Origin of the sequence: Geobacter grbiciae, from assembly GCF_018531165.1 — a bacterium.
Classification (GTDB): domain Bacteria; phylum Desulfobacterota; class Desulfuromonadia; order Geobacterales; family Geobacteraceae; genus Geobacter; species Geobacter metallireducens.
This window is the reverse complement of sequence record NZ_JAHDIW010000002.1, coordinates 222763-244161: the sequence shown is the minus strand read 5'-3', so window position 1 is coordinate 244161 and position 21399 is coordinate 222763. Positions and strand designations below refer to the sequence as shown.

20 protein-coding genes and 7 tRNA genes are annotated in these 21399 nt (G+C 51.3%); all 27 read left to right on the top strand.

Features of this window, described 5'->3' with window-relative positions:
* Positions 1-63 precede the first annotated feature (63 nt).
* The 27 genes from cimA (at position 64) to pilO (ending at position 21292) form a co-directional block, all read left to right on the top strand.
* Complete coding sequence (gene cimA / locus KJB29_RS04560; protein WP_215733575.1) at positions 64-1650, top strand: citramalate synthase; 1587 nt, start codon at positions 64-66, stop codon at positions 1648-1650.
* Complete coding sequence (locus KJB29_RS04555) at positions 1647-2225, top strand: ComEA family DNA-binding protein (protein ID WP_215733574.1); 579 nt, start codon at positions 1647-1649, stop codon at positions 2223-2225. The genes cimA and KJB29_RS04555 overlap by 4 nt, the downstream gene beginning before the upstream one ends.
* A gap of 372 nt (positions 2226-2597) precedes the next feature.
* On the top strand, positions 2598-3680 hold the full coding sequence (locus tag KJB29_RS04550) for a DHH family phosphoesterase (RefSeq protein WP_215733573.1): 1083 nt from the start codon (positions 2598-2600) through the stop codon (positions 3678-3680).
* A gap of 84 nt (positions 3681-3764) precedes the next feature.
* Entirely contained in the window at positions 3765-4481 is a 717-nt protein-coding gene (gene rph, locus KJB29_RS04545; protein WP_215733572.1) for a ribonuclease PH, read from the top strand.
* Positions 4478-5068, top strand: a complete 591-nt coding sequence (locus KJB29_RS04540) for an XTP/dITP diphosphatase (RefSeq protein ID WP_215733571.1) — start codon at positions 4478-4480, stop codon at positions 5066-5068. The genes rph and KJB29_RS04540 overlap by 4 nt, the downstream gene beginning before the upstream one ends.
* 54 nt (positions 5069-5122) lie before the next feature.
* Positions 5123-5200, top strand: a tRNA-Pro gene (locus KJB29_RS04535).
* A gap of 5 nt (positions 5201-5205) precedes the next feature.
* Positions 5206-5282: transfer RNA gene (locus KJB29_RS04530), tRNA-Arg, on the top strand.
* A 13-nt stretch (positions 5283-5295) separates the two neighbouring features.
* Positions 5296-5372 (top strand) — tRNA-His (locus tag KJB29_RS04525).
* 59 nt (positions 5373-5431) lie between these two features.
* Positions 5432-5514: transfer RNA gene (locus KJB29_RS04520), tRNA-Leu, on the top strand.
* A 115-nt stretch (positions 5515-5629) separates the two neighbouring features.
* Positions 5630-6931 (top strand): trigger factor, encoded by a 1302-nt coding sequence (gene tig / locus KJB29_RS04515; RefSeq protein WP_215733570.1) that lies wholly within the window; start codon positions 5630-5632, stop codon positions 6929-6931.
* Positions 6932-6955: 24 nt separating this feature from the next.
* Positions 6956-7555 (top strand): ATP-dependent Clp endopeptidase proteolytic subunit ClpP, encoded by a 600-nt coding sequence (gene clpP / locus KJB29_RS04510; protein WP_004511972.1) that lies wholly within the window; start codon positions 6956-6958, stop codon positions 7553-7555.
* Positions 7552-8805 carry an ATP-dependent Clp protease ATP-binding subunit ClpX gene (gene clpX / locus KJB29_RS04505; protein WP_004511973.1) on the top strand — a complete coding sequence of 418 codons (1254 nt, stop codon included), beginning with the start codon at positions 7552-7554 and terminating at the stop codon, positions 8803-8805. Before clpP ends, clpX begins: the two co-directional genes overlap by 4 nt.
* A 13-nt stretch (positions 8806-8818) precedes the next feature.
* Positions 8819-11236 carry an endopeptidase La gene (lon, locus tag KJB29_RS04500; RefSeq protein ID WP_215733569.1) on the top strand — a complete coding sequence of 806 codons (2418 nt, stop codon included), beginning with the start codon at positions 8819-8821 and terminating at the stop codon, positions 11234-11236.
* A gap of 124 nt (positions 11237-11360) precedes the next feature.
* A tRNA-Asp gene (locus KJB29_RS04495) sits at positions 11361-11437 on the top strand.
* Positions 11438-11444: 7 nt separating this feature from the next.
* Positions 11445-11520: transfer RNA gene (locus KJB29_RS04490), tRNA-Val, on the top strand.
* Between the two features lie 61 nt (positions 11521-11581).
* Positions 11582-11658 (top strand) — tRNA-Asp (locus KJB29_RS04485).
* Positions 11659-11866: 208 nt separating this feature from the next.
* Complete coding sequence (locus KJB29_RS04480) at positions 11867-12607, top strand: polyprenol monophosphomannose synthase (protein WP_215733568.1); 741 nt, start codon at positions 11867-11869, stop codon at positions 12605-12607.
* Complete coding sequence (locus KJB29_RS04475; RefSeq protein ID WP_215733567.1) at positions 12597-12782, top strand: hypothetical protein; 186 nt, start codon at positions 12597-12599, stop codon at positions 12780-12782. Before KJB29_RS04480 ends, KJB29_RS04475 begins: the two co-directional genes overlap by 11 nt.
* Positions 12783-13033: 251 nt before the next feature.
* Complete coding sequence (locus tag KJB29_RS04470) at positions 13034-13840, top strand: 6-bladed beta-propeller (protein WP_246560478.1); 807 nt, start codon at positions 13034-13036, stop codon at positions 13838-13840.
* A complete protein-coding gene (locus KJB29_RS04465) occupies positions 13837-14601 on the top strand; it encodes a cytochrome C (protein WP_215733565.1) in 765 nt (254 codons plus the stop codon). The genes KJB29_RS04470 and KJB29_RS04465 overlap by 4 nt, the downstream gene beginning before the upstream one ends.
* A 10-nt stretch (positions 14602-14611) precedes the next feature.
* Positions 14612-15715 carry a cytochrome c3 family protein gene (locus KJB29_RS04460; RefSeq protein ID WP_215733564.1) on the top strand — a complete coding sequence of 368 codons (1104 nt, stop codon included), beginning with the start codon at positions 14612-14614 and terminating at the stop codon, positions 15713-15715.
* A gap of 20 nt (positions 15716-15735) precedes the next feature.
* Positions 15736-16164 (top strand): cytochrome C, encoded by a 429-nt coding sequence (locus tag KJB29_RS04455; protein ID WP_215733563.1) that lies wholly within the window; start codon positions 15736-15738, stop codon positions 16162-16164.
* 101 nt (positions 16165-16265) lie between these two features.
* Complete coding sequence (locus KJB29_RS04450; protein WP_215733562.1) at positions 16266-17474, top strand: type II secretion system F family protein; 1209 nt, start codon at positions 16266-16268, stop codon at positions 17472-17474.
* Between the two features lie 53 nt (positions 17475-17527).
* Entirely contained in the window at positions 17528-19249 is a 1722-nt protein-coding gene (locus KJB29_RS04445) for a GspE/PulE family protein (protein WP_215733714.1), read from the top strand.
* A gap of 32 nt (positions 19250-19281) precedes the next feature.
* Complete coding sequence (gene pilM / locus KJB29_RS04440; protein WP_215733561.1) at positions 19282-20211, top strand: type IV pilus biogenesis protein PilM; 930 nt, start codon at positions 19282-19284, stop codon at positions 20209-20211.
* Complete coding sequence (locus KJB29_RS04435; RefSeq protein WP_215733560.1) at positions 20211-20750, top strand: PilN domain-containing protein; 540 nt, start codon at positions 20211-20213, stop codon at positions 20748-20750. The genes pilM and KJB29_RS04435 overlap by 1 nt, the downstream gene beginning before the upstream one ends.
* Positions 20747-21292 (top strand): type 4a pilus biogenesis protein PilO, encoded by a 546-nt coding sequence (gene pilO, locus KJB29_RS04430; RefSeq protein WP_215733559.1) that lies wholly within the window; start codon positions 20747-20749, stop codon positions 21290-21292. Before KJB29_RS04435 ends, pilO begins: the two co-directional genes overlap by 4 nt.
* Positions 21293-21399 lie beyond the last annotated feature (107 nt).

The window sequence follows — 21399 nt, the reverse complement described above, 5'->3', positions numbered from 1 at the left end:
CGGCAACGCCGGCATGCTAAACGCTATACGCGTATCTAACACTTTCATTTCAAAGGTGAATCAATGAGTCTCGTTAAACTGTACGATACCACCCTTCGTGACGGCACCCAGGCAGAGGACATATCGTTCCTCGTTGAAGACAAGATCCGCATCGCCAATAGGCTTGACGAGATCGGAATCCACTACATTGAAGGGGGGTGGCCCGGCAGCAACCCCAAGGATGTCGCCTTCTTCAAAGACATCAAGAAGGAGAAGCTCTCCCAGGCGAAGATCGCCGCTTTTGGTTCGACCCGCCGCGCCAAGATAACCCCTGACAAAGACCACAACCTGAAGACCCTCGTGCAGGCCGAGCCCGATGTCTGCACCATTTTCGGCAAAACCTGGGATTTTCATGTTCGGGAAGCATTGCGCATTTCCAACGAGGAGAATCTCGAGCTGATCTTCGATTCTCTTGAATATCTGAAGACCCGGGTTCCCGAGGTTTTCTACGACGCAGAGCACTTCTTTGACGGCTACAAGTCCAATCCCGACTATGCCATCAAAACCCTCAAGGCTGCTCAGGATGCCAAGGCCGACTGCATTGTGCTTTGTGACACCAACGGCGGCACTATGCCGTTCGAGCTTGCCGAGATTATCCGCGAGGTTCGGAAGCACATCTCAGCTCCCTTGGGCATTCACACACACAATGACTCCGAGTGTGCGGTCGCTAACTCTCTCCATGCGGTCAATGAGGGGATTGTGCAGGTTCAGGGCACCATCAACGGTTTTGGTGAGCGGTGCGGTAACGCCAATCTCTGCTCCATCATGCCAGCCCTCAGGCTCAAGATGAAGGCTGACTGCGTGAGTGATGAGCAATTGAAGAAACTTCGGGATCTCTCCCGTTTTGTGTACGAACTGGCGAACCTTTCCCCTGACAAACATCAGCCCTATGTGGGTAATTCAGCCTTTGCCCACAAGGGCGGGGTCCACGTGAGCGCCATTCAGCGCCATCCCGAGACCTATGAGCACATGAGGCCTGAACTGGTCGGCAACATGACCCGGGTGCTCATTTCCGACCTCTCTGGCCGCTCCAATATCCTTGCCAAGGCCGAGGAATTCAATATCAACATGGACAGCAAGGATCCGGTTACCCTTGAAATCCTCGATAACATCAAAGAGATGGAGAACCGGGGGTACCAGTTTGAGGGGGCCGAGGCTTCATTTGAATTGCTGATGAAGCGTGCTCTCGGTACTCATCGGAAGTTTTTCTCGGTTATCGGTTTCCGGGTTATAGATGAGAAACGCCACGAAGACCAGAAGCCTTTTTCCGAGGCGACTATCATGGTCAAGGTTGGCGGCAAGGTGGAGCACACTGCGGCTGAAGGCAACGGTCCAGTCAACGCTCTCGACAATGCCCTTCGCAAGGCCCTGGAGAAGTTCTATCCGAAACTGAAGGAAGTGAAGCTTCTTGACTACAAGGTTCGCGTCCTGCCGGCAGGGCAGGGTACAGCCTCATCCATTCGCGTTCTCATCGAGTCGGGCGACAAGGAAGCGCGGTGGGGGACGGTTGGTGTCTCGGAAAACATCATCGATGCCTCCTATCAGGCTCTGATCGACAGTATTGAGTACAAACTCCACAGGACAGAGGATGCGGAGGGCGTCAAAAAATGAGGGAACGGGCGCATCTCATTGCGCTCTGGACCCTAGCAGTTCTGGCAAGTACTGTTTTAATCACGAAAGGCCGTGGATTGCCACTCACAGAGGGCGGATCCACGGCCTTTTTTCTTGACCGCTCCAATGGCGTTAGGGTTAAGGTTACCGGCATTCAAGGAAAGTCAGGCGTTTATTGTCTTCCCGAAGATGCAGTCTTAAAGAGCGTCATAAATATGGCGTATCGAGGACTCGCGGCAAATGCTTCAAAATCGTCCGACCCTGCCACTCGTCTCAAAGATGGAGACTGGATAATGTTTGAAACGTATGCATCAGAACCAGCCAAAATTTCGTTAAAAATGATGCCTGCAGCTGAAAGGATACTTCTAGGTATTCCTCTTGACCCAGCCACAATGACCGAATCAGAATGGGAGCTACTTCCCGGGATCGGACCAACTCTCGCACGAAGGATTGTATTTGACCGTCAATACAATGGCGGTTTCAGGTCTATTAGAGAACTCGAGAGAGTTTCAGGCATAGGGAAAGTGACTGTGGACAAGCTGGAGCGATATTTTTCAAACACTGTAACGCATTGAATTATCAATAATAATTATCGATCGGGACAAGATTGAGAGTGTCATTCATTAGAGTTTGACCCGTTTGGCACATATGGTGAAATCTTCACTGCACTCACATCAAACTCTGCAGTGGGGGGGCTCCAAATGAAATGTCCAAAGTGCAAAGGGAGAATGTTTGCTGAAAAGTTTTATGATTTTGTAAGATCGTTCGACGCTTGGAAATGCACCTGCTGCGGCGAAGTGATAGACCCGACAATTCTGGCCAATCGGGCGAGAAATCATAACCTCTTCTTGGGCTAATAGGTTATCCCAAGAGGATCCAAAGAGAGGAAAGCATGGTCTTTCCTCTCTTTTTTTGTCTAAAATGATGACACGTTTAGGAGTCCTTTTATGGGGTTGGGGTCAGAGAATCTGGATACGAAGCGCTTCACGGATGAAATGCTCGACTGGGTCAGGGGTAGAGGCAGAATACTGATAGTGATCCATGATAATCCTGACCCGGACTGTCTCGCTTCGGCCATAGCGCTTCGCCATCTCTTCGTTATGAAGGTCAATCGCGAGGCTACAATCGCTTTTTCGGGCATGATTAGTAGGAGCGAGAATCTTGCCATGGCGAAGGAACTCGAAATTCCCCTGACTCCCATAGGGCTTATCAACTTCCGGGAGTTCTCCGTGGTCTGCATGCTGGACACCCAGCCAGGGACCGGGAACAACTCACTGCCAGCCGACAGCAGTGTTGATATTCTCGTCGATCATCATCCGATGCGGGAAACAAGCAAGAAGTGCCGATGGGTCGATATTCGAGAGGATTACGGAGTCACGGCAACCATACTTTACGAATACCTCGTGACTCAAGGCGTCTATCTGGGGACCAAGCTGGCAACAGCACTTTTTTACGCCATAAAATCAGAAACTCAGGATCTCGGCAGGGAGGCGAACAAGCCTGACCGAGACGCTTATCTCAAGCTGTTTACACTTTCCAACAAGAAATTTCTTTACGAAATCACTCATCCGAAACTTCCTGTCGAATATTATCTTATGGTGAATAGGGCTCTCGAAAATACCAAGATCTACGGGAAGCTCCTGATAACTAATCTCGCGCAGATGAATTTTCCCGAAATGGTTGCCGAAATGGCAGATTTTTTCTTAAGGCTGGAAGGAATAGAATTAGTGCTTGCAATGGGGCAGTACGGCGATGGGATGCTGTTGTCGTTACGCACGATCCGGCACGATCTGAATGCCGGTATTCTTATTGGGGTTTTGGTTGAGGGAAGAGGGCACGCTGGCGGTCATGGCATGATGGCAGGGGGAAAGATTGAAAATGTGCCCGCTTCACCGGAGGCAATTCACGAAGCCGAGGATCTCCTTGCCAAAAGACTCCTGGCTGAGCTTCATATTGTCGACGCCAAACCGCAAACATTGCAGGAACTCAGAGAAAAGCGAAATTTTAACGATCCACTACGTGAGGTGTAAGGTCTCGTCATGTCATGCAGATTGACATCCTCCAGCCTATCGTTTAGTGTACGCAGCTTAAAATTTAGCATAGAGAGGTGAAATATGCGTTCGGACGGCCGTGAGGCGGGGAGCCTCAGGGGCATAAACATTACTCGGCATTATATCAAGCATGCGGAAGGGGCTGTGCTTGTGGAGTTTGGCGACACCAAGGTCATCTGTACCGCATCGGTGGAAGAGAGTGTCCCTCCCTTTCTCCGGGGGAAGGGGACCGGTTGGGTGACTGCCGAGTATTCGATGCTTCCCCGTTCGACTCACACGCGTTCTTCGCGCGAAGCTGCCCGTGGAAAAATCGGTGGAAGGACCCATGAAATACAGAGGCTGATCGGCCGTTCGCTTCGTGCCGTCACAGATTTGACGCTTCTCGGGGAGAGAAGTGTCCTCATAGACTGTGATGTTATTCAGGCTGACGGAGGAACCAGGACTGCTTCCATAACCGGAGCCTATGTCGCTTTGGTGGATGCCTTGCACTTGCTTGTGGAGCGTGGTGTGTTGCCGTCGCTCCCCATCAAGGAAGCCGTTGCGGCGGTCAGTGTCGGAATCGTGGATGGCAACATTCTATTGGATCTGAATTACGTGGAAGATTCAGCGGCCGAAGTCGACATGAATTTTGTCATGACATCATCTGACCGTTTTGTAGAAGTACAGGGTACTGCCGAGTCGGAACCCTTTACCGTTGAACAGATGGACGGCATGCGTGTCGCTGCAGTGGAGGGAATACGAAAGCTTTTCTCGATTCAGAATAAGGTTCTTTCCCGATGACTGACTTGATTGTCGCCACGAGGAATAGGGGGAAGCTCCTGGAAATTGGAAAGATTCTGGAAGGAGTTCACTGCAGAATATACTCTCTTGCTGATTTTCCCGATCTTCCAGAGATTGAGGAGGACGGCGTAACGTTTGAACAGAATGCTATTAAGAAGGCTTCTGCAATAGCGCATTTAACCGGACTTCCTGCGTTAGCAGACGATTCAGGGCTTGTCGTCGATGCTCTCGGTGGGAGGCCGGGCGTTTATTCTGCCCGCTATGCAGGGACTGGTGCCACTGATGAGACGAATAACGCAAAGCTCCTTGAAGAGTTACGGGGAACCCCTCCTGAAAGACGCGGAGCTGCCTTCCATTGCGTTATAGCGCTCTGTTTGCCTGATGGTTCATGCACCACCTTCTCGGGAGAACTCAGAGGATCTATCCTTGAAGTTCCCCAAGGGGGTGGTGGGTTTGGATATGATCCCCTGTTCTTTGTGGAGGAAGAAGGTTCGTCCCTCGCAGAGTTGCCTCTGGAAAGAAAAAATCGTCTCAGCCACCGAGGCAAAGCTTTAGAGTTGCTGAAGGGGAAATTATCTAAGGCGTGACGTAGAAAAAAGCTTGCATGCCCTCAATGGGTGTGCTATTAATGCAACTTCTTGCGGGGTGTAGCGCAGCCTGGCTAGCGCACCTGCCTTGGGAGCAGGGGGTCGGAGGTTCGAATCCTCTCACCCCGACCATCTCTGCGCCTGTAGCTCAGCTGGATAGAGCAACGGACTTCTAATCCGTAGGTCAGAGGTTCGAATCCTCTCAGGCGTGCCAAACCCAAATTATGGTGGCTATGGTGAAGGGGTCTAACACACATGACTGTGACTCATGCATTCGTGGGTTCAAATCCCACTAGCCACCCCAATTAATGCAAAGCCCCGTGATAAACGGGGCTTCTTCGTATGTGGGTAGTTCGTACATCTGCGAGAGTGGCGGAATTGGCAGACGCACTGGACTTAGGATCCAGCGGGCAACCGTAGGGGTTCGACTCCCCTCTCTCGCACCATCCCAGTCATGCAGAGGATTCCCCTCCGATAGATATTCAATTCAATTCAATCTGCCTTTCATTCAGTAACAACTCTGTCTGATATTCAAATAATCCAGAAAAGAAAGGATAAGTGATGACGAGTACTGTCGAGTCTCTCAGCAGCGTGAAAAAAAAGATTTCTTTCGAAATTCCGGCGGAGCGTGTTTCTGCCGAGATAGAAAAGGTTTTTGGTCAGATTCAGAAGCGTGCCGCCATCAAAGGGTTCAGGAAGGGAAAGGTACCCCGTTCCCTTGTGGAACAGAATTACCGGTCGATGATGGAGAGTGACGTTCTCAAGAACCTTTTCGACGAAACCTATTTCAAGGCCTTGGCCGACCATAAAATATTTCCTGTTTCCCATCCTCACATCGAAAGTGATGAAGTGAAGCGTGGTGAAGCGTTGAAATATTCAGCAACGGTTGAGGTTTTTCCGGAGATTGATGTCAAGGATTACAAAGGTCTCGAGGTGAAGAGGGAAAGATTTGTTTCCGATGTTGCACCCGTGGAGGCTCGCCTCAACGAGATGCGGGAAGGGATGGCCGAACTCAAGCCGCTGGAGGAAGGTAAATGCGCCGAGACTGGCAATTTCGTCGTGATTGATTTTGTCGGGTCTATTGACGGCATACCCTTTGAGGGCGGAACTGCCGAAAGCTATCAGCTCGAACTTGGATCCGGACGTTTCATTCCTGGTTTCGAGGACCAGCTTGTTGGTGCCAAGGCCGGGGAGCAGAGAACCGTTGAGGTAACGTTCCCGGAGGAGTACGGGAACAAGGATCTTGCCGGAAAGGTGGCTAGCTTCGCCGTTACGGTCAAGGAGGTAAAGGTTAAGGAACTCCCGGAGCTTGACGACGAGTTCGCGATGCAGTTCGGTGAGTTTGAGACTCTTGAGCAACTGAAAGCCAAGCTTGCCGAGTTGCACGAAGATCAGGAGACTGCCAGGATCAAAGCTGATGTGCAGGACCGCATCGTCAAGGCACTAATCGGGAAAAACGAGATTGAAGTCCCGTCGACTCTGGTGGAGCGGCAGCTTCAAATGATGCTGTCGAATATGAAAAACCGCCTTGCTCAACAGCGCCTTTCCCTGGAGATGATGGGAATGGACGATGAGAGTTTCAAGACCCATTATCGTGATTCCGCCGAGAGTCAGGTCAAAGGGTCGCTGCTCTTGGAAGCCGTGGCTAAAAAGGAAGGAATCACCGTAGATGATCCTGATGTCGAGGCTAAGCTTCGTGCCATGGCCGAAGAGGCCGGACAGGATTTTGATCGGGTAAAGGACTTCTACGAACAGAATCATAATGCCAAGGAAAATCTTGTGGCTCATCTGAATGAGGAAAAAGTCTTGGGGTATCTTCTGGAGAATGCTGTCGTAACGGAAGTGGCCAAGGACGAACTCTAATAACATATGGTTTCCGGAGGGAATATGCTCGTACCGATCGTGGTCGAACAAACCGGCAGGGGAGAGCGCTCTTACGACATCTATTCGCGCCTTCTGAAGGACCGGATCATTTTTCTTGGCGGCCCCATTGACGATCACGTGGCAAATCTTGTGATTGCCCAGCTTCTCTTCTTGGAGGCCGAGGATCCGGACAAGGATATTCACCTCTATATCAACTCTCCGGGAGGTGTCGTGACTGCAGGTATGGCGATATACGATACCATGCAGTATATAAAGGCTCCCGTCTCCACGATTTGCGTCGGCCAGGCCGCTTCAATGGGAGCTCTTCTCCTTTCCGGCGGCGAGAAGGGGAAACGGTTCAGCCTGACCCATTCCCGGATCATGATCCATCAGCCGCTTGGCGGTTTCCAGGGGCAGGCGACCGATATTCACATCCACGCCCAGGAAATTTTGAAGATGAAAAAAAGGCTCAATGAGATCATCGCCGAAAATTCAGGGCAGGCTCTTGAGAAGGTTGAAGCTGACACCGAGCGTGATTATTTTATGTCTGGTGAAGAAGCAAAATCGTATGGTATTATTGACGCAATTATAGCGCGTAAACCCACCAGCGGAGGTTCTCGGTGAGTAGAAGAAACGACAGCAGCGAAAATCTGACCTGTTCTTTCTGTGGCAAGAGTCAGGATGAGGTGAAGAAGCTCATCGCAGGGCCGACGGTCTATATTTGTGATGAATGCATCGAACTCTGCAATGATATTATTGCCGAAGAAAGCAAGCTTGAAGAGGCCATGGGACCGGACGTAAAGAAACTACCCAAGCCCCGTGAAATCAAGGATGTTCTTGATGAGTACGTCATCGGTCAGGACCGGGCCAAGAAAATCCTTGCCGTTGCTGTCTACAATCACTACAAGCGTATCGAGTCCATGGGTAAGCCAAGCGACGTGGAGATGCAGAAAAGCAACATACTCCTCTTGGGTCCCACCGGTTCAGGCAAGACTCTTCTTGCCCAGACCCTTGCGCGGATTCTCAGGGTTCCGTTCGCGATGGCTGACGCCACCAATCTTACGGAAGCCGGGTATGTTGGTGAGGATGTTGAGAATATTATCCTTAACCTCCTGCAGGCTGCCGATTACGATGTGGAGCGTGCCCAGAAGGGCATTATCTATATTGACGAAATAGACAAGATTGCCCGCAAATCCGATTCTCCGTCCATAACCCGCGATGTCTCGGGGGAAGGGGTTCAGCAGGCGTTGCTCAAAATAATTGAAGGCACCGTTGCCAGCGTGCCTCCAAAGGGTGGCCGAAAGCATCCCCAGCAGGAATTTCTCAAGGTTGATACCTCAAACATTCTGTTCATCTGCGGTGGAGCCTTTGCCGGCCTTGATAACATCATTCAGCAGCGTATTGGTGTCAAGACCCTTGGCTTTGGTGCCGACGTCAAGAGCAAGGTGGAGAAGAAGGCCGGTGAACTCCTTACTGACGTTACCCCGGAGGATCTTCTCAAGTTCGGGTTTATTCCCGAGTTTATCGGGCGTCTTCCGGTGCTTGCCACGCTTCACGAACTGGACGAGGCAGCGATGGTTCAGATTCTCAAGGAACCGAAGAGTGCTCTCGTCAAGCAGTACCAGAAACTCTTCGAGATGGAACACGTGAAGCTCAAATTTACCGATGGTTCCCTCGTTGCTATAGCGCGTGAAGCTCTGAAGCGCAAGACTGGTGCCCGGGGGCTTCGATCCATTCTGGAAAATGCCATGCTCGATATCATGTACGAGATTCCTTCTCAAACCATGGTAAAGGAAGTAGTCATAAGCGAAGATGTAATCTATAACCGGGAAAAACCGATCATAGTCTACGAAAGTGTGGCGGAATCCGCCTGATCTGAGGAACTAGATGCACGATAATCAAGGTAGTCAACCGCTCAAGAGAGGGGATCTGGAAAGATTCCCTCTTTTACCATTAAGAGATATTGTTGTGTTCCCGCACATGGTTGTTCCGCTTTTTGTCGGAAGGGAGAAGTCCATTTCTGCCCTGGAAGCAGCCATGAACGATAACCGTCTGATCTTTCTCGCTACCCAGAAAAACGCCAAGACCGAAGAACCGAATGAAGAGGATATCTATTCGATTGGTACGGTTTCTCAGGTGATCCAACTCCTCAAGCTCCCCGACGGAACCGTGAAAGTTCTCGTTGAGGGGAAAAGGCGAGGTGTTATTGCGTCATATCACCCTGAAGCGAATCATTTTATTGTCGAGGTGCAGTCTCTTCCTGGCGAGTCAGAAACAACCTCTGAGATGGAAGCCCTTGTCCGCAGCGCCCGTTCTACCTTTGAGAGTTACGTGAAGCTGACTAAGGGAATACCGCAGGAAACCGTCAGTGCGACCCTCAATATTACCGACCCCGGCAGGCTTGCCGATACCTTGGCGCCTCATCTCAACCTCAAGCTGAGTGATCGGCAGGAACTTCTTGCTCTTGCTGACTCGGGTCATCGGTTAGAAAGGCTCCTTGCATTCATGGAGTCCGAGGTCGAAATTCTGCAGCTCGAAAGTAAGATTCGCACCCGCGTCAAGAAGCAGATGGAGAAGAACCAGAAGGAATACTACCTCAATGAACAGATGAGAGCGATCCAGAAGGAGCTTGGGGGAAAGGACGACTACAAGCAGGAGATCGCAGAACTCGAGGAAAAGGTTTCACAGGGCAAGCTCTCCAAGGAAGCAAAACAAAAGGCATTGGCCGAACTGAAAAAGCTCAAGCTCATGTCCCCTGCTTCTGCCGAGGCGGCTGTTGTCAGAAACTATGTTGACTGGCTTGCTACACTCCCGTGGGGAAAGCTCTCCAGGGAAAAGCACGACATTGTTGCCGCAGAGAGAATACTCGACGAGGATCATTATGGTCTTGTCAAGGTCAAGGAACGCATCCTTGAGTTCCTGTCCGTACAGACGCTCGTCAAGAAAATCAGGGGGCCGATTCTGTGTCTTGTTGGCCCTCCCGGGGTTGGGAAGACATCCCTCGCGCGCTCTATTGCCACAGCGACTGGCCGAAAATTCGTCAAGATGTCGCTGGGGGGCATGCGTGACGAGGCTGAAATTCGCGGGCATCGTCGCACGTACGTGGGGGCCATGCCCGGCAAGATTATCCAGAACCTGAAGAAGGCGGGGAGCAATAACCCCGTATTTCTGCTGGATGAGCTCGATAAAATGAGTTCTGACTTCCGCGGTGACCCGGCATCTGCAATGCTTGAAGTTCTTGACCCCGAGCAGAACGCCCATTTCAGCGATCATTTTCTCGATGTTGAGTATGATCTTTCACGGGTAATGTTTATTGCTACCGCCAACTCAATCCATGGGATACCACGCCCGCTGCTCGACAGGCTTGAGGTTATCCGACTCGACGGGTACACCGAGCATGAAAAGCTAACAATTGCTGAACGTTACCTCGTGAAAAAACAGATGGAGGCCAATGGTCTTGCCCTGGAGAGGGTGAGTATTTCCTCGAAAGCAATTTTGGATATGATCAGATTTTACTCACGCGAGGCGGGGGTGCGGAACCTCGAGCGCGAGATAGCTTCGGTATGCCGCAAGGTTGCCCACCGCATCGTGAAAGGTGAGAAGAAAAAATTTACACTCCAGCCCAAGCACCTCAAGGATTTTCTGGGCCCTCCCCGATTCAGGATTGGAACAGCCGAGGAAAAGGATTCAGCGGGTGCCGTTACCGGCCTTGCGTGGACTGAAGTCGGCGGAGACCTCCTCACCATCGAGGTGGCAATTGTTCCTGGAAAGGGGAAGCTTACTATAACCGGAAAGCTGGGTGAGGTAATGCAGGAATCGGCCCAGGCGGCCATGACTTATGTAAGATCACGTGCCCATATTCTTGGGCTTGAGCGGGATTTTTATCAGGCAATCGATATCCATATCCATGTTCCTGAAGGTGCGATTCCAAAAGATGGGCCGTCTGCGGGAATTACCATCGCAACTGCAATTACTTCGGCCTTGACCGGTAGAGGTGTTCGCCGGGACATCGCCATGACCGGAGAGGTGACCCTGAGGGGCAATGTGCTTCCCATAGGCGGACTCAAGGAAAAACTTCTTGCCGCACGTCGCGGGGGGATTAAAGAAGTAATAATCCCCGGGGATAATCAGAAAGACCTTCATGAAATTCCCCAGGAAGTATATGAGGGAATGACTATTACATCCGTTTCCCATATGGATGAAGTCCTGTCAAGGGCTCTTCTTGAAGGCACATTATCCGTGGTTGCTCCCTCCGGCGTAACTGTCGCTGAAGGTCAAGCAACAAATATTGTTACTGCCCATTGAGAAATAAAATTATGGTTGACAGGATGTATGGTGGTTTGGTATAAACAAAATCCGTTTTGTAAGGGCTTTGTTGTTGGAACTGACGTTATTTTAAGTGGTTAGTTCATTGTTCTTACTTATATTTGGGGTCGTAGTTAAGTTGGTTATAACGCCGGCCTGTCACGCCGGAGGCCGCGGGTTCGAGCCCCGTCGACCCCGCCAAATATAAGGGCGAATAGCTCAGCTGGGAGAGCGCCAGCCTTACAAGCTGGATGTCGGGGGTTCGATCCCCTCTTCGCCCACCACATAATGTCGTGAGGAGACTTATTCAGTACGGCATTACTGAAGTAAACAGTTGAATAGTTTGGGGTCGTAGTTAAGTTGGTTATAACGCCGGCCTGTCACGCCGGAGGCCGCGGGTTCGAGCCCCGTCGACCCCGCCATCTGCAAAAAAAGGTCATGCATCGCATGGCCTTTTTTTGTTGCTTATTTTTATATAGATCCTGTGTTATTTTCATTCAGTTGACCTGCTGAAACATAATTCTCTATCCTGCAGACAAAATTTATTTGTATGGGCGTCCGGTTTGCTAGCGGCGGCAGCATGGAAATAACGTATCTGAACCAGCGTATTTTGTGGAGGGAGAAAATCAGGTGAAGGTATATGTCGTCGTACCAACCTATAACGAGAGTGACAATATCGTTGCACTTATGGAGAAGATACTGGCTCAGCGTGACAACATACATGTCCTGGTGGTGGATGATAATTCTCCGGACGGCACGGGAGAAATCGCTGCCCGGATGAGTAGTGACAATCCACGTATCCACGTGCTCCGCCGTTCTGGTAAAATGGGGCTTGGCTCAGCCTATTGTGACGGATTCAGAGTGGCTTTGAGGGATGGGGCCGATTTCATCATCGAAATGGATGCCGACTTTTCCCACGACCCGGCAACTATTCCAGCGCTCCTTGCCGCTACGGACAAGTATGACGTTGTGGTCGGATCTCGCTATCTGAACGGCGTAAGTGTTGTCAATTGGCCCATCAGACGACTGATGCTCAGCTACTTCGCAAGTGTCTACACACGATTTGTAACCGGGCTTGCGCTTCGAGATTGCACCAGCGGCTTCAAGTGTTTCCGACGTCGAGTGATAGAATCCGTCGACTTGGATACGATACGGTCCGACGGATACTCGTTCCAGATTGAGATGAACTACCGTTGCGTCGAGCGAGGTTTCCGTGTCGGCGAGATTCCGATTATCTTCATTGACCGTCATGCGGGAAGTTCCAAAATGTCGAAGAAGATTGTTCGGGAAGCCGTCTTGATGGTCTGGAAGTTAAAGCTAGGTTCATTGGTCAAAAAGCTGACTCGCAAGGGAGGCCGCCATGCTGCATGATGGCTGGGCAGTTATCTGTCAGGTTGGTTTGTGGGGATGGATAGCCTCGACTATGGTTCTTATTGTTAAGGCATTCCCAAAGCGCGGGACAATGAACGGTAAGGCCGCTGCAGGGTGGGGGGGAGCGATGGCCGTCTTTTTTGCCATCTGGATTGTGGGGATGATGCTGGCATGAAGTCTGTTCTTCATTCGTGTTCTGTACGGTACTTATTATATCTCTTGCTCGGTCTCATCCTTCCGGGTTGTGCTGGAGTAGGCACCAGCCCCATTGCTCTCCATGACCCTGCAGTTGACCTTGTCTGGCCTCCGCCGCCTAATCCGCCCCGAATCCGATTCCTCCGCGAAATAACCGGACCGGAACAGATTGTGCCGATTCAGAGTAAGGTTGGGCGCCTTTGGCAAATCGTTACCGGGGAAGAGCGGGTGATGATACCCCTGATGACGCCATACGGATTAGCCGGTGACGGTGGCTCCCTCCTCTGCGTTGCGGATTCCTCTACACGGGTAGTACAGTGCTACGATCTGAATAATCGTGAAGTTTTCTACATCCGCCAAGCCGGGGACGAACCGCTCGCGAGTCCCGTTGGAGTGGCCTTTGATTCGAACGGTAATGTGCTGGTGTCTGATTCAATCAATGCCAGGGTATACGTTTTTTCGCGCCAGGGAGAGTACCTTCGGGAGTTTGGCAACGGAGAGACCACGTTCAAAAGGCCGGCCGGGATTGCTGTTGCCGGTAACGGTGATGTTTATGTGGTTGATGTGTTGGCACATAAATTGAAGAAGTTTGACAAGGATGGACATTATCGTGGGGAGTTTCCCCGCGACGGGAGTGGCGAGCCACTCAGCTTGCCGTCCAACGTAGCGGTGGATAGGGAAGGAAACACCTACGTAACTGATTCCATGAACTTCACTATAAAAAAATATGATCGTGATGGAAATTTCCTTAGGAGTTTCGGCGAAGTCGGCGATGCCCCCGGTTCATTCGCGCGACCGCGGGGGGTGGCCGTGGACAGCGATCTTCATGTTTATGCTGTGGATGCTTCATTCGATAATTTTCAGATATTTGACCAGGAAGGAAAACTCCTCCTGTTCGTGGGGAAGCCCGGTAACGGGCCGGGCGAATTCTATCTCCCGAGTGGATTATTCATAGACAAGCATGACAGGATCTTTGTTGCCGACACGTATAACAAACGTATCCAGATATTTGAGTACCTGAGGCAAGGCCCGCCATGATGGTTAAAACAGACAACCTTTTTCCGGTTTTATTGTTTCTGATTGTTGTTTTTTTTGACACAGGCGCCGGTTTTGGTGCTCAAGGCCCCAAGTTCACGGAAGGCGGCAACAAACATAACCTCTCGTTCAGCAATACCGGCGTGAACTACAAAGCTACGAACGCTTCCGATCCAAGGGGCAAGCAAATCTGCATTTTCTGCCACACCCCCCACAACGCCAAACCTCAAACGGTCCTTTGGAACCGTAACGATACCACCCAGACCTTCGGCCATTATTCATCCAACACTCTTGCCATCCACACCGACCCTGCGGCGAAGACCTCAAGCGATTACAAGTCTGAGCCCAATGGTTCATCGCGCCTCTGTCTAAGTTGCCACGACGGCGTCACTGCACTGGGAGCCGTTTTGAACGGTGACGCCATTGAGGTGAACAACAACGTCAATACGGTTATGTCGGGGACCCATGTTTTTAACCGAACAAAGATAACCAATTCCCACCATCCGGTTTCATTTGTGTATAACGCCTCTGTCCGTGATCGGCTCAATGTCTTGGAGGGACCTGGTAATTCATACCAACTTCCAACCAATGCTAAAATTCGTCTGGATAGAGAAAACAGGATGCAGTGCATAACCTGTCATGATCCCCATCAGACGCAGTATAACGATCCTACCACGCCTTTCTGGGTTCTTGACGGAACGTCCGCAACAAATGCCCACGACTCGGTGTGCACTAACTGTCACAATTTCACGAATAATCCATGAGTAAGCAACAATGGCGATAAAAAATCTTATACTAACATTGGTGTTTTTTTTGTTTATGTCACCTGCGCTTTTCGCTGCATCCTATCCAAAAGATGCAGTTCACCTTGATACCAATAAGGTGTCCACCGGTTGTTCCACCTGCCACCTGAGCTTCAATTTCAAGTCGGGCGGTGGTCCTGAAACTTGTATAATCTGTCATGGTGACCCTTCAAGGTTGAAGCAATCATATAAAAATATGCCGAAAAATTTTGCTCCCGCCGGAAGCAACAGAAAGAATATTGAAGCGGAGTTCCTCAAAACTTATCACCATCCGACGTTTGATGCCCGAGGAATTCACCAAAGCAACGAGGTGCTTCCTGAGACAGACTCCCGTATCCCACGCCACGCCGAGTGCGTTGATTGCCATAATCCCCATTACGTTACCAGCGAGAACAAGTTCGCAGGAATCAGGGGAAAGCGGGTAGGTAACGTAATTTCGTCCGTAAACAAGGAATATGAACTTTGTTACAAGTGTCACGGTGAAAGTGCCAACCTGCCAGGGAGGCAAGTAAACAAACGGATGGAGTTTGCACTGACCAATCCTTCCTTTCATCCCGTGGAGGGGGAGGGGAAGAATACGGCGGTCATCAGCCTTCTGAAGCCGTACAAAGAAAAGAAGATTAATGCGGGTGATGTAGCGACAATTTCATGCGGTGACTGCCATGGCAGCGAGAATCCCGAGTCCCCACGAGGGCCCCATGGTTCGCAGTATGAACATATCCTCGTGGACCATTATTCGACAAGCGACAAGCAGTCGGAAACACCCTATACCTATGCTCTCTGCTACCGTTGTCACGATCGTACGAGCATTCTCGGAAACGAGAGCTTCCGTTACCATGCCCTGCACATTCAAGGAAGAGGAGGTGGAAGCGGTGCCGACTCAGGAACTTCATGCTATACCTGTCACAGCTCCCACGGGAGTCCGGATAATAAGTATCTGATTACCTTCAATAAATCAGTAGTGTCACCAAACTCTCAGGGGCAACTCAAGTTTGTAGAGAAGGGTATTTCGACATTCCGGGGCGAATGCTACCTTTCCTGTCATGGTGTCGATCACAATCCCAAGGTTTACTAGACCCACAGAGGTGCTAGGCGATGTCATTCGTGAAGCAGGGAATTGGGGCTTGCGTTGCGGTGCTTGTTTTCTCAGGGACAGGGATTGCCGCGCCAGAGGTTCCGGATGGCGCAGTCAACCCCCACGCTTCTCCCGAGAGTTGTGGGGTCTGCCATGTACTTCCCAAGGAAAAACTGGGAAGTTTTTTCGTTGCTAATGCAACCAAAAGACAGCTCCTCACCAACCCGGTGGCTCTCTGCAGGCAGTGTCACGGCATGGAGTTCGGCCACGGCATCGGCATGAAACCGGAGATGAACCGAGAAAGTCTCCCTTTGGCTGAGGACAGGACCATTACCTGTGCCATCACCTGCCATGCCATGCACGTTAAGAATCCTGACCATCAGGAACAGGAGCGTTATCATCTGCGTCTTCCCCTGTCGAAAATCTGTTTATCATGTCACGAAAAATGAACTGCAATAGTTGATGCCACGGAATGTTAAGAATACGCTAAAACTGCGTATCTATTTGGTTTTTTGTTTATGTTTTGATTCTGTTGTGTTAAGAAAGACCTATGGCCCTCTACACTTGCAAGCTTGGCTCCACAGAAGGCAGAATCATTGTCAAGGAATTTGAAGCGGTAAATCCCGAAATCCTTCGCGTCAGTCTGGAGGAACAGGGTTTTTTTGTCTTTGAAGTAAAAAAAAAGCCGTTGCAGTTTTTGTGGGAAAAGGGCGGACGCAATAGGAGGGTGGACAACAAGACCCTTCTGACCTTGAACCAGGAACTGCTGGTTCTCATCAAGGCCGGCCTACCAATCATACAAGCACTGGATACCATTCTAGAGCGCTTTGATCGAGGGCAACTCGCGGATATTCTCAAGGAAGTCCGCGAGAACGTCAAAGGAGGCATGGCTCTTTCCGATGCCTTGGAAAAGTATCCTAAGGCGTTTCCCCATCTCTATGTTGCTTCCGTCAGGGCCGGCGAACGGACAGGAGACCTTCCCCTTACCATCAGGCGTTACATCGCTTTTCTGAAGAGGGTAGAGGAAGTGCGGAAAAGATTCGTCTCAGCCCTCGTCTATCCGTCGATTCTTGTTACCGTGGCAACCATCGCGATTGCTTTCCTGCTGGTGTACGTGGTCCCGACCTTCAGCCAGGTTTATGCCGATGCCGGTTCGCAATTGCCGCTCCCCACAAGGATTTTGATCTCGTTCTCCTCAACACTCAAACACTACATTCTCTTTGTTATTGCATTGATCGGTGCCGTTGTCATGGCCCTGCGTCGATGGGCCGCAACCGAGCGGGGGCGCTTCTGGGTTGACGATTTCAGGATTCGCCTCCCTTTTATTGGTGAGGTTTTCTCGAAGTTTGCCGTTGCTTCCTTTACCCGCACTCTCGCAACGGTCATCGGCAGCGGTATTCCTATCGTGGAGTCGCTGAAGATGTCGGTCGGCACGCTTAATAATGTGGTTCTCGAAAGAAGGCTTCTCCAGGCGGTCGTTAAAGTGGAGGAGGGGATGAGCCTCTCCAATGCCATCGAGTCGGTCAAATTCATGCCACCTCTGGCGCTCCGCATGCTCGGTGTAGGAGAGACGACCGGATCTCTGGAAGAGATGTTGAGCGACATCTCGGAATATTTTGAAAGTGATATCGATGCACGGCTTCATCTCCTTACCACTGCCATTGAGCCCGCCATTATGATTGTCATGGGGCTGGTGGTCGGCGTCATCATCATTACCATGTATCTTCCAGTATTCAAGATCGCTGGGACTGTTGGATAACCAAGGGTCGGAGACTAATTGCGGGCACAGGGCCTGATCGGATACAAACCATGATGAAGCATGTCTTTAAAAGGAAAAACATCGGCGAAATTCTTATCGAACGTGGGTCATTGAGAACCGACGACCTTCCCTTCGTCGTCGAAAGACTGAAGGCGACCACAAAGCGTTTCGGGGAGATATGCGTCGAGGAAGGCTTCATTACCGAGGAGTCCCTGGCGGAGTCCCTGGCGGAGCAATTCGGCTTGGAGTACGTCGATGCCCGGGGATTGCGCCCCAACGAGGCAATTCTCAACGCGCTTCCCCCCGATGCCATTTACCGGTTCCGCTTTGTTCCCTTGGAGGAGCAGGGCAACAGCCTTGTCATCCTCATCTCTGATCCCACCGATGTCATAAAACTTGACGAGCTTGAACTGCTCCTTGATCGGCCTCTTATCACTAAATTGGCCACTGAATCGGCGATTGCCGCCATCCTGAAAAAAGGAGAGGCCACGAGCCGGGTCCTCAAGGAAGTTTCCGAGGATTTCATGCTCCAACTCGTGCGGGAGAACGAGACAGGTGAGGAGATCCTCTCCATGGAGAAGATCTCCGCCGATACGAGCCCGATCATTAAGCTGGTCAACTCTACCGTCATGGATGCCCTGACACGCAGGGCAAGCGATATCCATATCGAAACGGCGTTGGAAGGGGTTGTCATCAAATACCGGATCGATGGGGTTCTCTACCGGGCAACGGAGACTCTCGACGTCCATTTCCAGGCACCGATCATCTCACGCCTCAAGGTCATGAGCGAGCTCGACATTTCAGAGCGGCGCATTCCCCAGGATGGACGTTTCAAGGTCCGGATTGCCGACAAGGCCATCGACTTTCGCGTTTCTATCATGCCGAGCGCCTTCGGAGAAGACGCTGTTATCCGTATCCTCGACAAGGAGAGCATCGCCTCCGATCTCAAGGGGCTGACCCTTGAAACCCTTGGCATGAACCCGCGGGAGATGAAAAGACTGCGGAAAAAGGTCCGCGAGCCCTACGGGATGGTTCTAGTAACCGGACCAACCGGGTCAGGCAAGACCACGACCCTGTATGCTGCTCTTACCGAGATTCATACCGGTGAGGAAAAGATCATAACCATAGAGGATCCGGTTGAGTATGCCTTGCGGGGTATTGTCCAGATTCCGGTCAACGAGAAGAAGGGGCTGACCTTTGCCCGGGGATTGCGCTCAATCCTTCGGCACGACCCTGACAAGATCATGGTGGGGGAGATCCGCGATCCTGAAACTGCCCAGATCGCCGTGCAATCCGCACTGACGGGACACTTGGTATTCACCACGGTACACGCCAATAACGTGTTTGACGTTCTCGGTCGTTTTATTCACATGGGTATCGACCCCTACAACTTCGTTTCCTGCCTGAACTGCGTCATGGCCCAGCGATTGGTGCGCAAGCTTTGCTCCCACTGCAAGTTGCCGACTGTGCATCCTGATTCGGTACTCATTGAATCAGGACTTGACCCGGAGCAGTGCCGCAGCGTAACCTTTTTCGATGCGCGCGGGTGCGACGAGTGTAACGGCACTGGTTATCGCGGTCGCTCCGCCATAATTGAGCTGCTTGATCTCAACGACCACATCCGTGAACTGATCATGTCCAAGACGCCGGCTGCCCAACTCAAGGTGGCCGCCCGGGAAGCGGGAACGGTTTTCCTTCGCGAGTCGGCTGTGGAAAAGGTCTTGGCCGGAGAGACGTCTCTGCGGGAAATCAATCGCGTCACCTTTGTTGAATAGCGCTTGGTCCACTTTATCGATGAAAGGCTTTCATGTTTTTTTCCCGTAATGCAGTGGGGATGGAGATAACCCAGCATGGGGTCAGGATGGCAGCGGTTGGCGGAAGCAAGAACCGCCCGAAGCTGCTCGCCTGTGAAACCGCCCAGTTCCCGGCCGGAACCGTTAGACTCGTTCATCGGGAGCCGAACGTTGTGGAGCCGGCTCTTTTCGTGAAGGAGGTGAAAGAGGCGTACCTGAAGCTTCTTCACCGTACCGGCCTTGTCTCGGTGTCACTGCCCGACGCCTGCGGGCGGGTGGTCATCCTTGACCTGGAGACTCGCTTCAAGAATCGTGACGAGGGATATGACATTATCCGGTGGAAGCTCAAAAAGAGTCTTCCTTTCGACGTAAACGAAATGCATCTTGATTATCAGCTGCTGCGAGAGAAAGAGAACGGCGAGATATCGGTTCTTGTGGCAATCATTGCACGGCAAGTGGTCAGCCAGTACGAAGAACTGCTGGCCGAAGCGGGAATTCAGCCGGCTCACATCGATTTCACCTCATTTAACCTCTATCGGCTTTTCTCTCCGCGGATAGCCATGAGCGAAAGTTCCCTGTTTGCTGCATGTCATGATAATGTGTTGAGCATACTTATATTTCATCAAGATGTACTTGAGTTCTACCGGGCAAAGGAACTGCCGGGCTCTGATCTTGATATGAACCGTGTTTTCATGGAAACCAATAATTCGCTCCTTTTTTATCGGGACAAGAATCCTGGGCGGGAGTTTCGCGAAGCCTTCTGTCTGGCGCCGGCCGGGGATGGTGAGTTGTTCAGGACAGTCATTACCGAAGCGTGCGGACTGGAGCCCTTCATGCTTTTGCCGGATACGTTCGTCGGCAATCCGGCCTCTTCCGTGGTGGGCGGTGGGGTGCCATTGGCTTCCTTGGCAGCTGCCCTTGGTGCTGCAACGAGGAATCTCTGATGGATCTGAAGATCAATCTATCGACACGCTATTTTATTGATACGCGAAAGCTGAATGCTGCATTGGCCGCTGCTGTCGCCCTGCTGGTGCTGGTCCTGTTCTTCGTTGTCAAAGGGGTCGCCACGAACGCCGGTCAGGCAAAGCAACTTGAAGGTGAACTGGCGAAGCTTCAGGAACGATTTGCGACATCAGCCAAGGGAGTGACGGAGCAGGAGTATCAGGGGATCATAAAGAAAATTTCAGTCGCCAATGGAATCCTCAAGAAAAGAGGACTCAATTGGCTCCTTCTGCTCGATCAGTTGGAGGCTGTAGTACCCGATGGCGTTACTCTTTCATCCATAGAGCCGAAACTCAAAGAGGGGACCCTGACGCTCGCTGGAACTGCGAAGGAATTTCGCAATTTGAGGACCTTTGTGGAAAATCTCGAAGGAGCCCCCCGGTTTTCCGACGTGTTTCTCCAGAGCCAGACGGAAGTCAAAGAGGGAACTGATCAGAGGGGTGTGGGATTCACCGTTACGTGCAAGGTGGATTTCCTATGACCAGAAATCAGTTTCTGGAGGTTCTTAAGGTCAAGCGGATGCCAATTGCCGTGATCCTCGTTCTTATTCTGGTGATTATGGGGATCGTGATGTACTCCCAGCTGGTTCAGGAGCCGAAACTCGTCAAGCTCCAGAATGAATGGACTGAGAAGCGTCGTCTCGTGACGGGTGGTGGGGACCTAGGGACGATTTATCGTCAGGGGACAGCCGACCTTGCAGCGTTTCAGGAGCGTATACCTCTGAAGCGGGATTTTACCCGGCAGATGATGGAAGTTTTCGAAATAGCTGCCAACAATGGGTTGAAGGTCAAGGGAATCACCTATAAACCCGAGGCTCAGAAGGAGGCAAACCTGGTCGTCTATGGCGTGACAATGAGTCTCGATGGCCAATACGCAGGCATAAAGAGTTTCATTTCCGATCTTCAGTGTCACGGAGGTCTTTTGACGATAGACTCGATTTCCCTCTCAAACACCAGCATGACCGAGGAGGCGGTTGCTCTCAAGATGCAACTTTCCGCCTATCTGCGTCCGGAGGGGAAATGAACCGTCAGAGGCTCATCCTTTCCATTCTCCTTGTGGTGCTCGTGGTCGCCGCAATTGTGAGCTACATCAGAATGCCGCGTCAGCAGACGGTATCGAAGGTGACATCC

Coding starts and splice junctions, on each gene's coding strand:
- KJB29_RS04475 (WP_215733567.1), top strand. CDS start 12,597: ATGCTGCATGATGGCTGGGCAGTTATCTGTCAGGTTGGTTTGTGGGGA.
- clpP (WP_004511972.1), top strand. CDS start 6,956: ATGCTCGTACCGATCGTGGTCGAACAAACCGGCAGGGGAGAGCGCTCT.
- lon (WP_215733569.1), top strand. CDS start 8,819: ATGCACGATAATCAAGGTAGTCAACCGCTCAAGAGAGGGGATCTGGAA.
- KJB29_RS04445 (WP_215733714.1), top strand. CDS start 17,528: ATGAAGCATGTCTTTAAAAGGAAAAACATCGGCGAAATTCTTATCGAA.
- pilO (WP_215733559.1), top strand. CDS start 20,747: ATGACCAGAAATCAGTTTCTGGAGGTTCTTAAGGTCAAGCGGATGCCA.
- KJB29_RS04460 (WP_215733564.1), top strand. CDS start 14,612: ATGGCGATAAAAAATCTTATACTAACATTGGTGTTTTTTTTGTTTATG.
- KJB29_RS04470 (WP_246560478.1), top strand. CDS start 13,034: ATGATACCCCTGATGACGCCATACGGATTAGCCGGTGACGGTGGCTCC.
- KJB29_RS04435 (WP_215733560.1), top strand. CDS start 20,211: ATGGATCTGAAGATCAATCTATCGACACGCTATTTTATTGATACGCGA.
- pilM (WP_215733561.1), top strand. CDS start 19,282: ATGTTTTTTTCCCGTAATGCAGTGGGGATGGAGATAACCCAGCATGGG.
- KJB29_RS04555 (WP_215733574.1), top strand. CDS start 1,647: ATGAGGGAACGGGCGCATCTCATTGCGCTCTGGACCCTAGCAGTTCTG.
- KJB29_RS04465 (WP_215733565.1), top strand. CDS start 13,837: ATGATGGTTAAAACAGACAACCTTTTTCCGGTTTTATTGTTTCTGATT.
- KJB29_RS04550 (WP_215733573.1), top strand. CDS start 2,598: ATGGGGTTGGGGTCAGAGAATCTGGATACGAAGCGCTTCACGGATGAA.
- KJB29_RS04450 (WP_215733562.1), top strand. CDS start 16,266: ATGGCCCTCTACACTTGCAAGCTTGGCTCCACAGAAGGCAGAATCATT.
- tig (WP_215733570.1), top strand. CDS start 5,630: ATGACGAGTACTGTCGAGTCTCTCAGCAGCGTGAAAAAAAAGATTTCT.
- cimA (WP_215733575.1), top strand. CDS start 64: ATGAGTCTCGTTAAACTGTACGATACCACCCTTCGTGACGGCACCCAG.
- KJB29_RS04455 (WP_215733563.1), top strand. CDS start 15,736: ATGTCATTCGTGAAGCAGGGAATTGGGGCTTGCGTTGCGGTGCTTGTT.
- rph (WP_215733572.1), top strand. CDS start 3,765: ATGCGTTCGGACGGCCGTGAGGCGGGGAGCCTCAGGGGCATAAACATT.
- KJB29_RS04540 (WP_215733571.1), top strand. CDS start 4,478: ATGACTGACTTGATTGTCGCCACGAGGAATAGGGGGAAGCTCCTGGAA.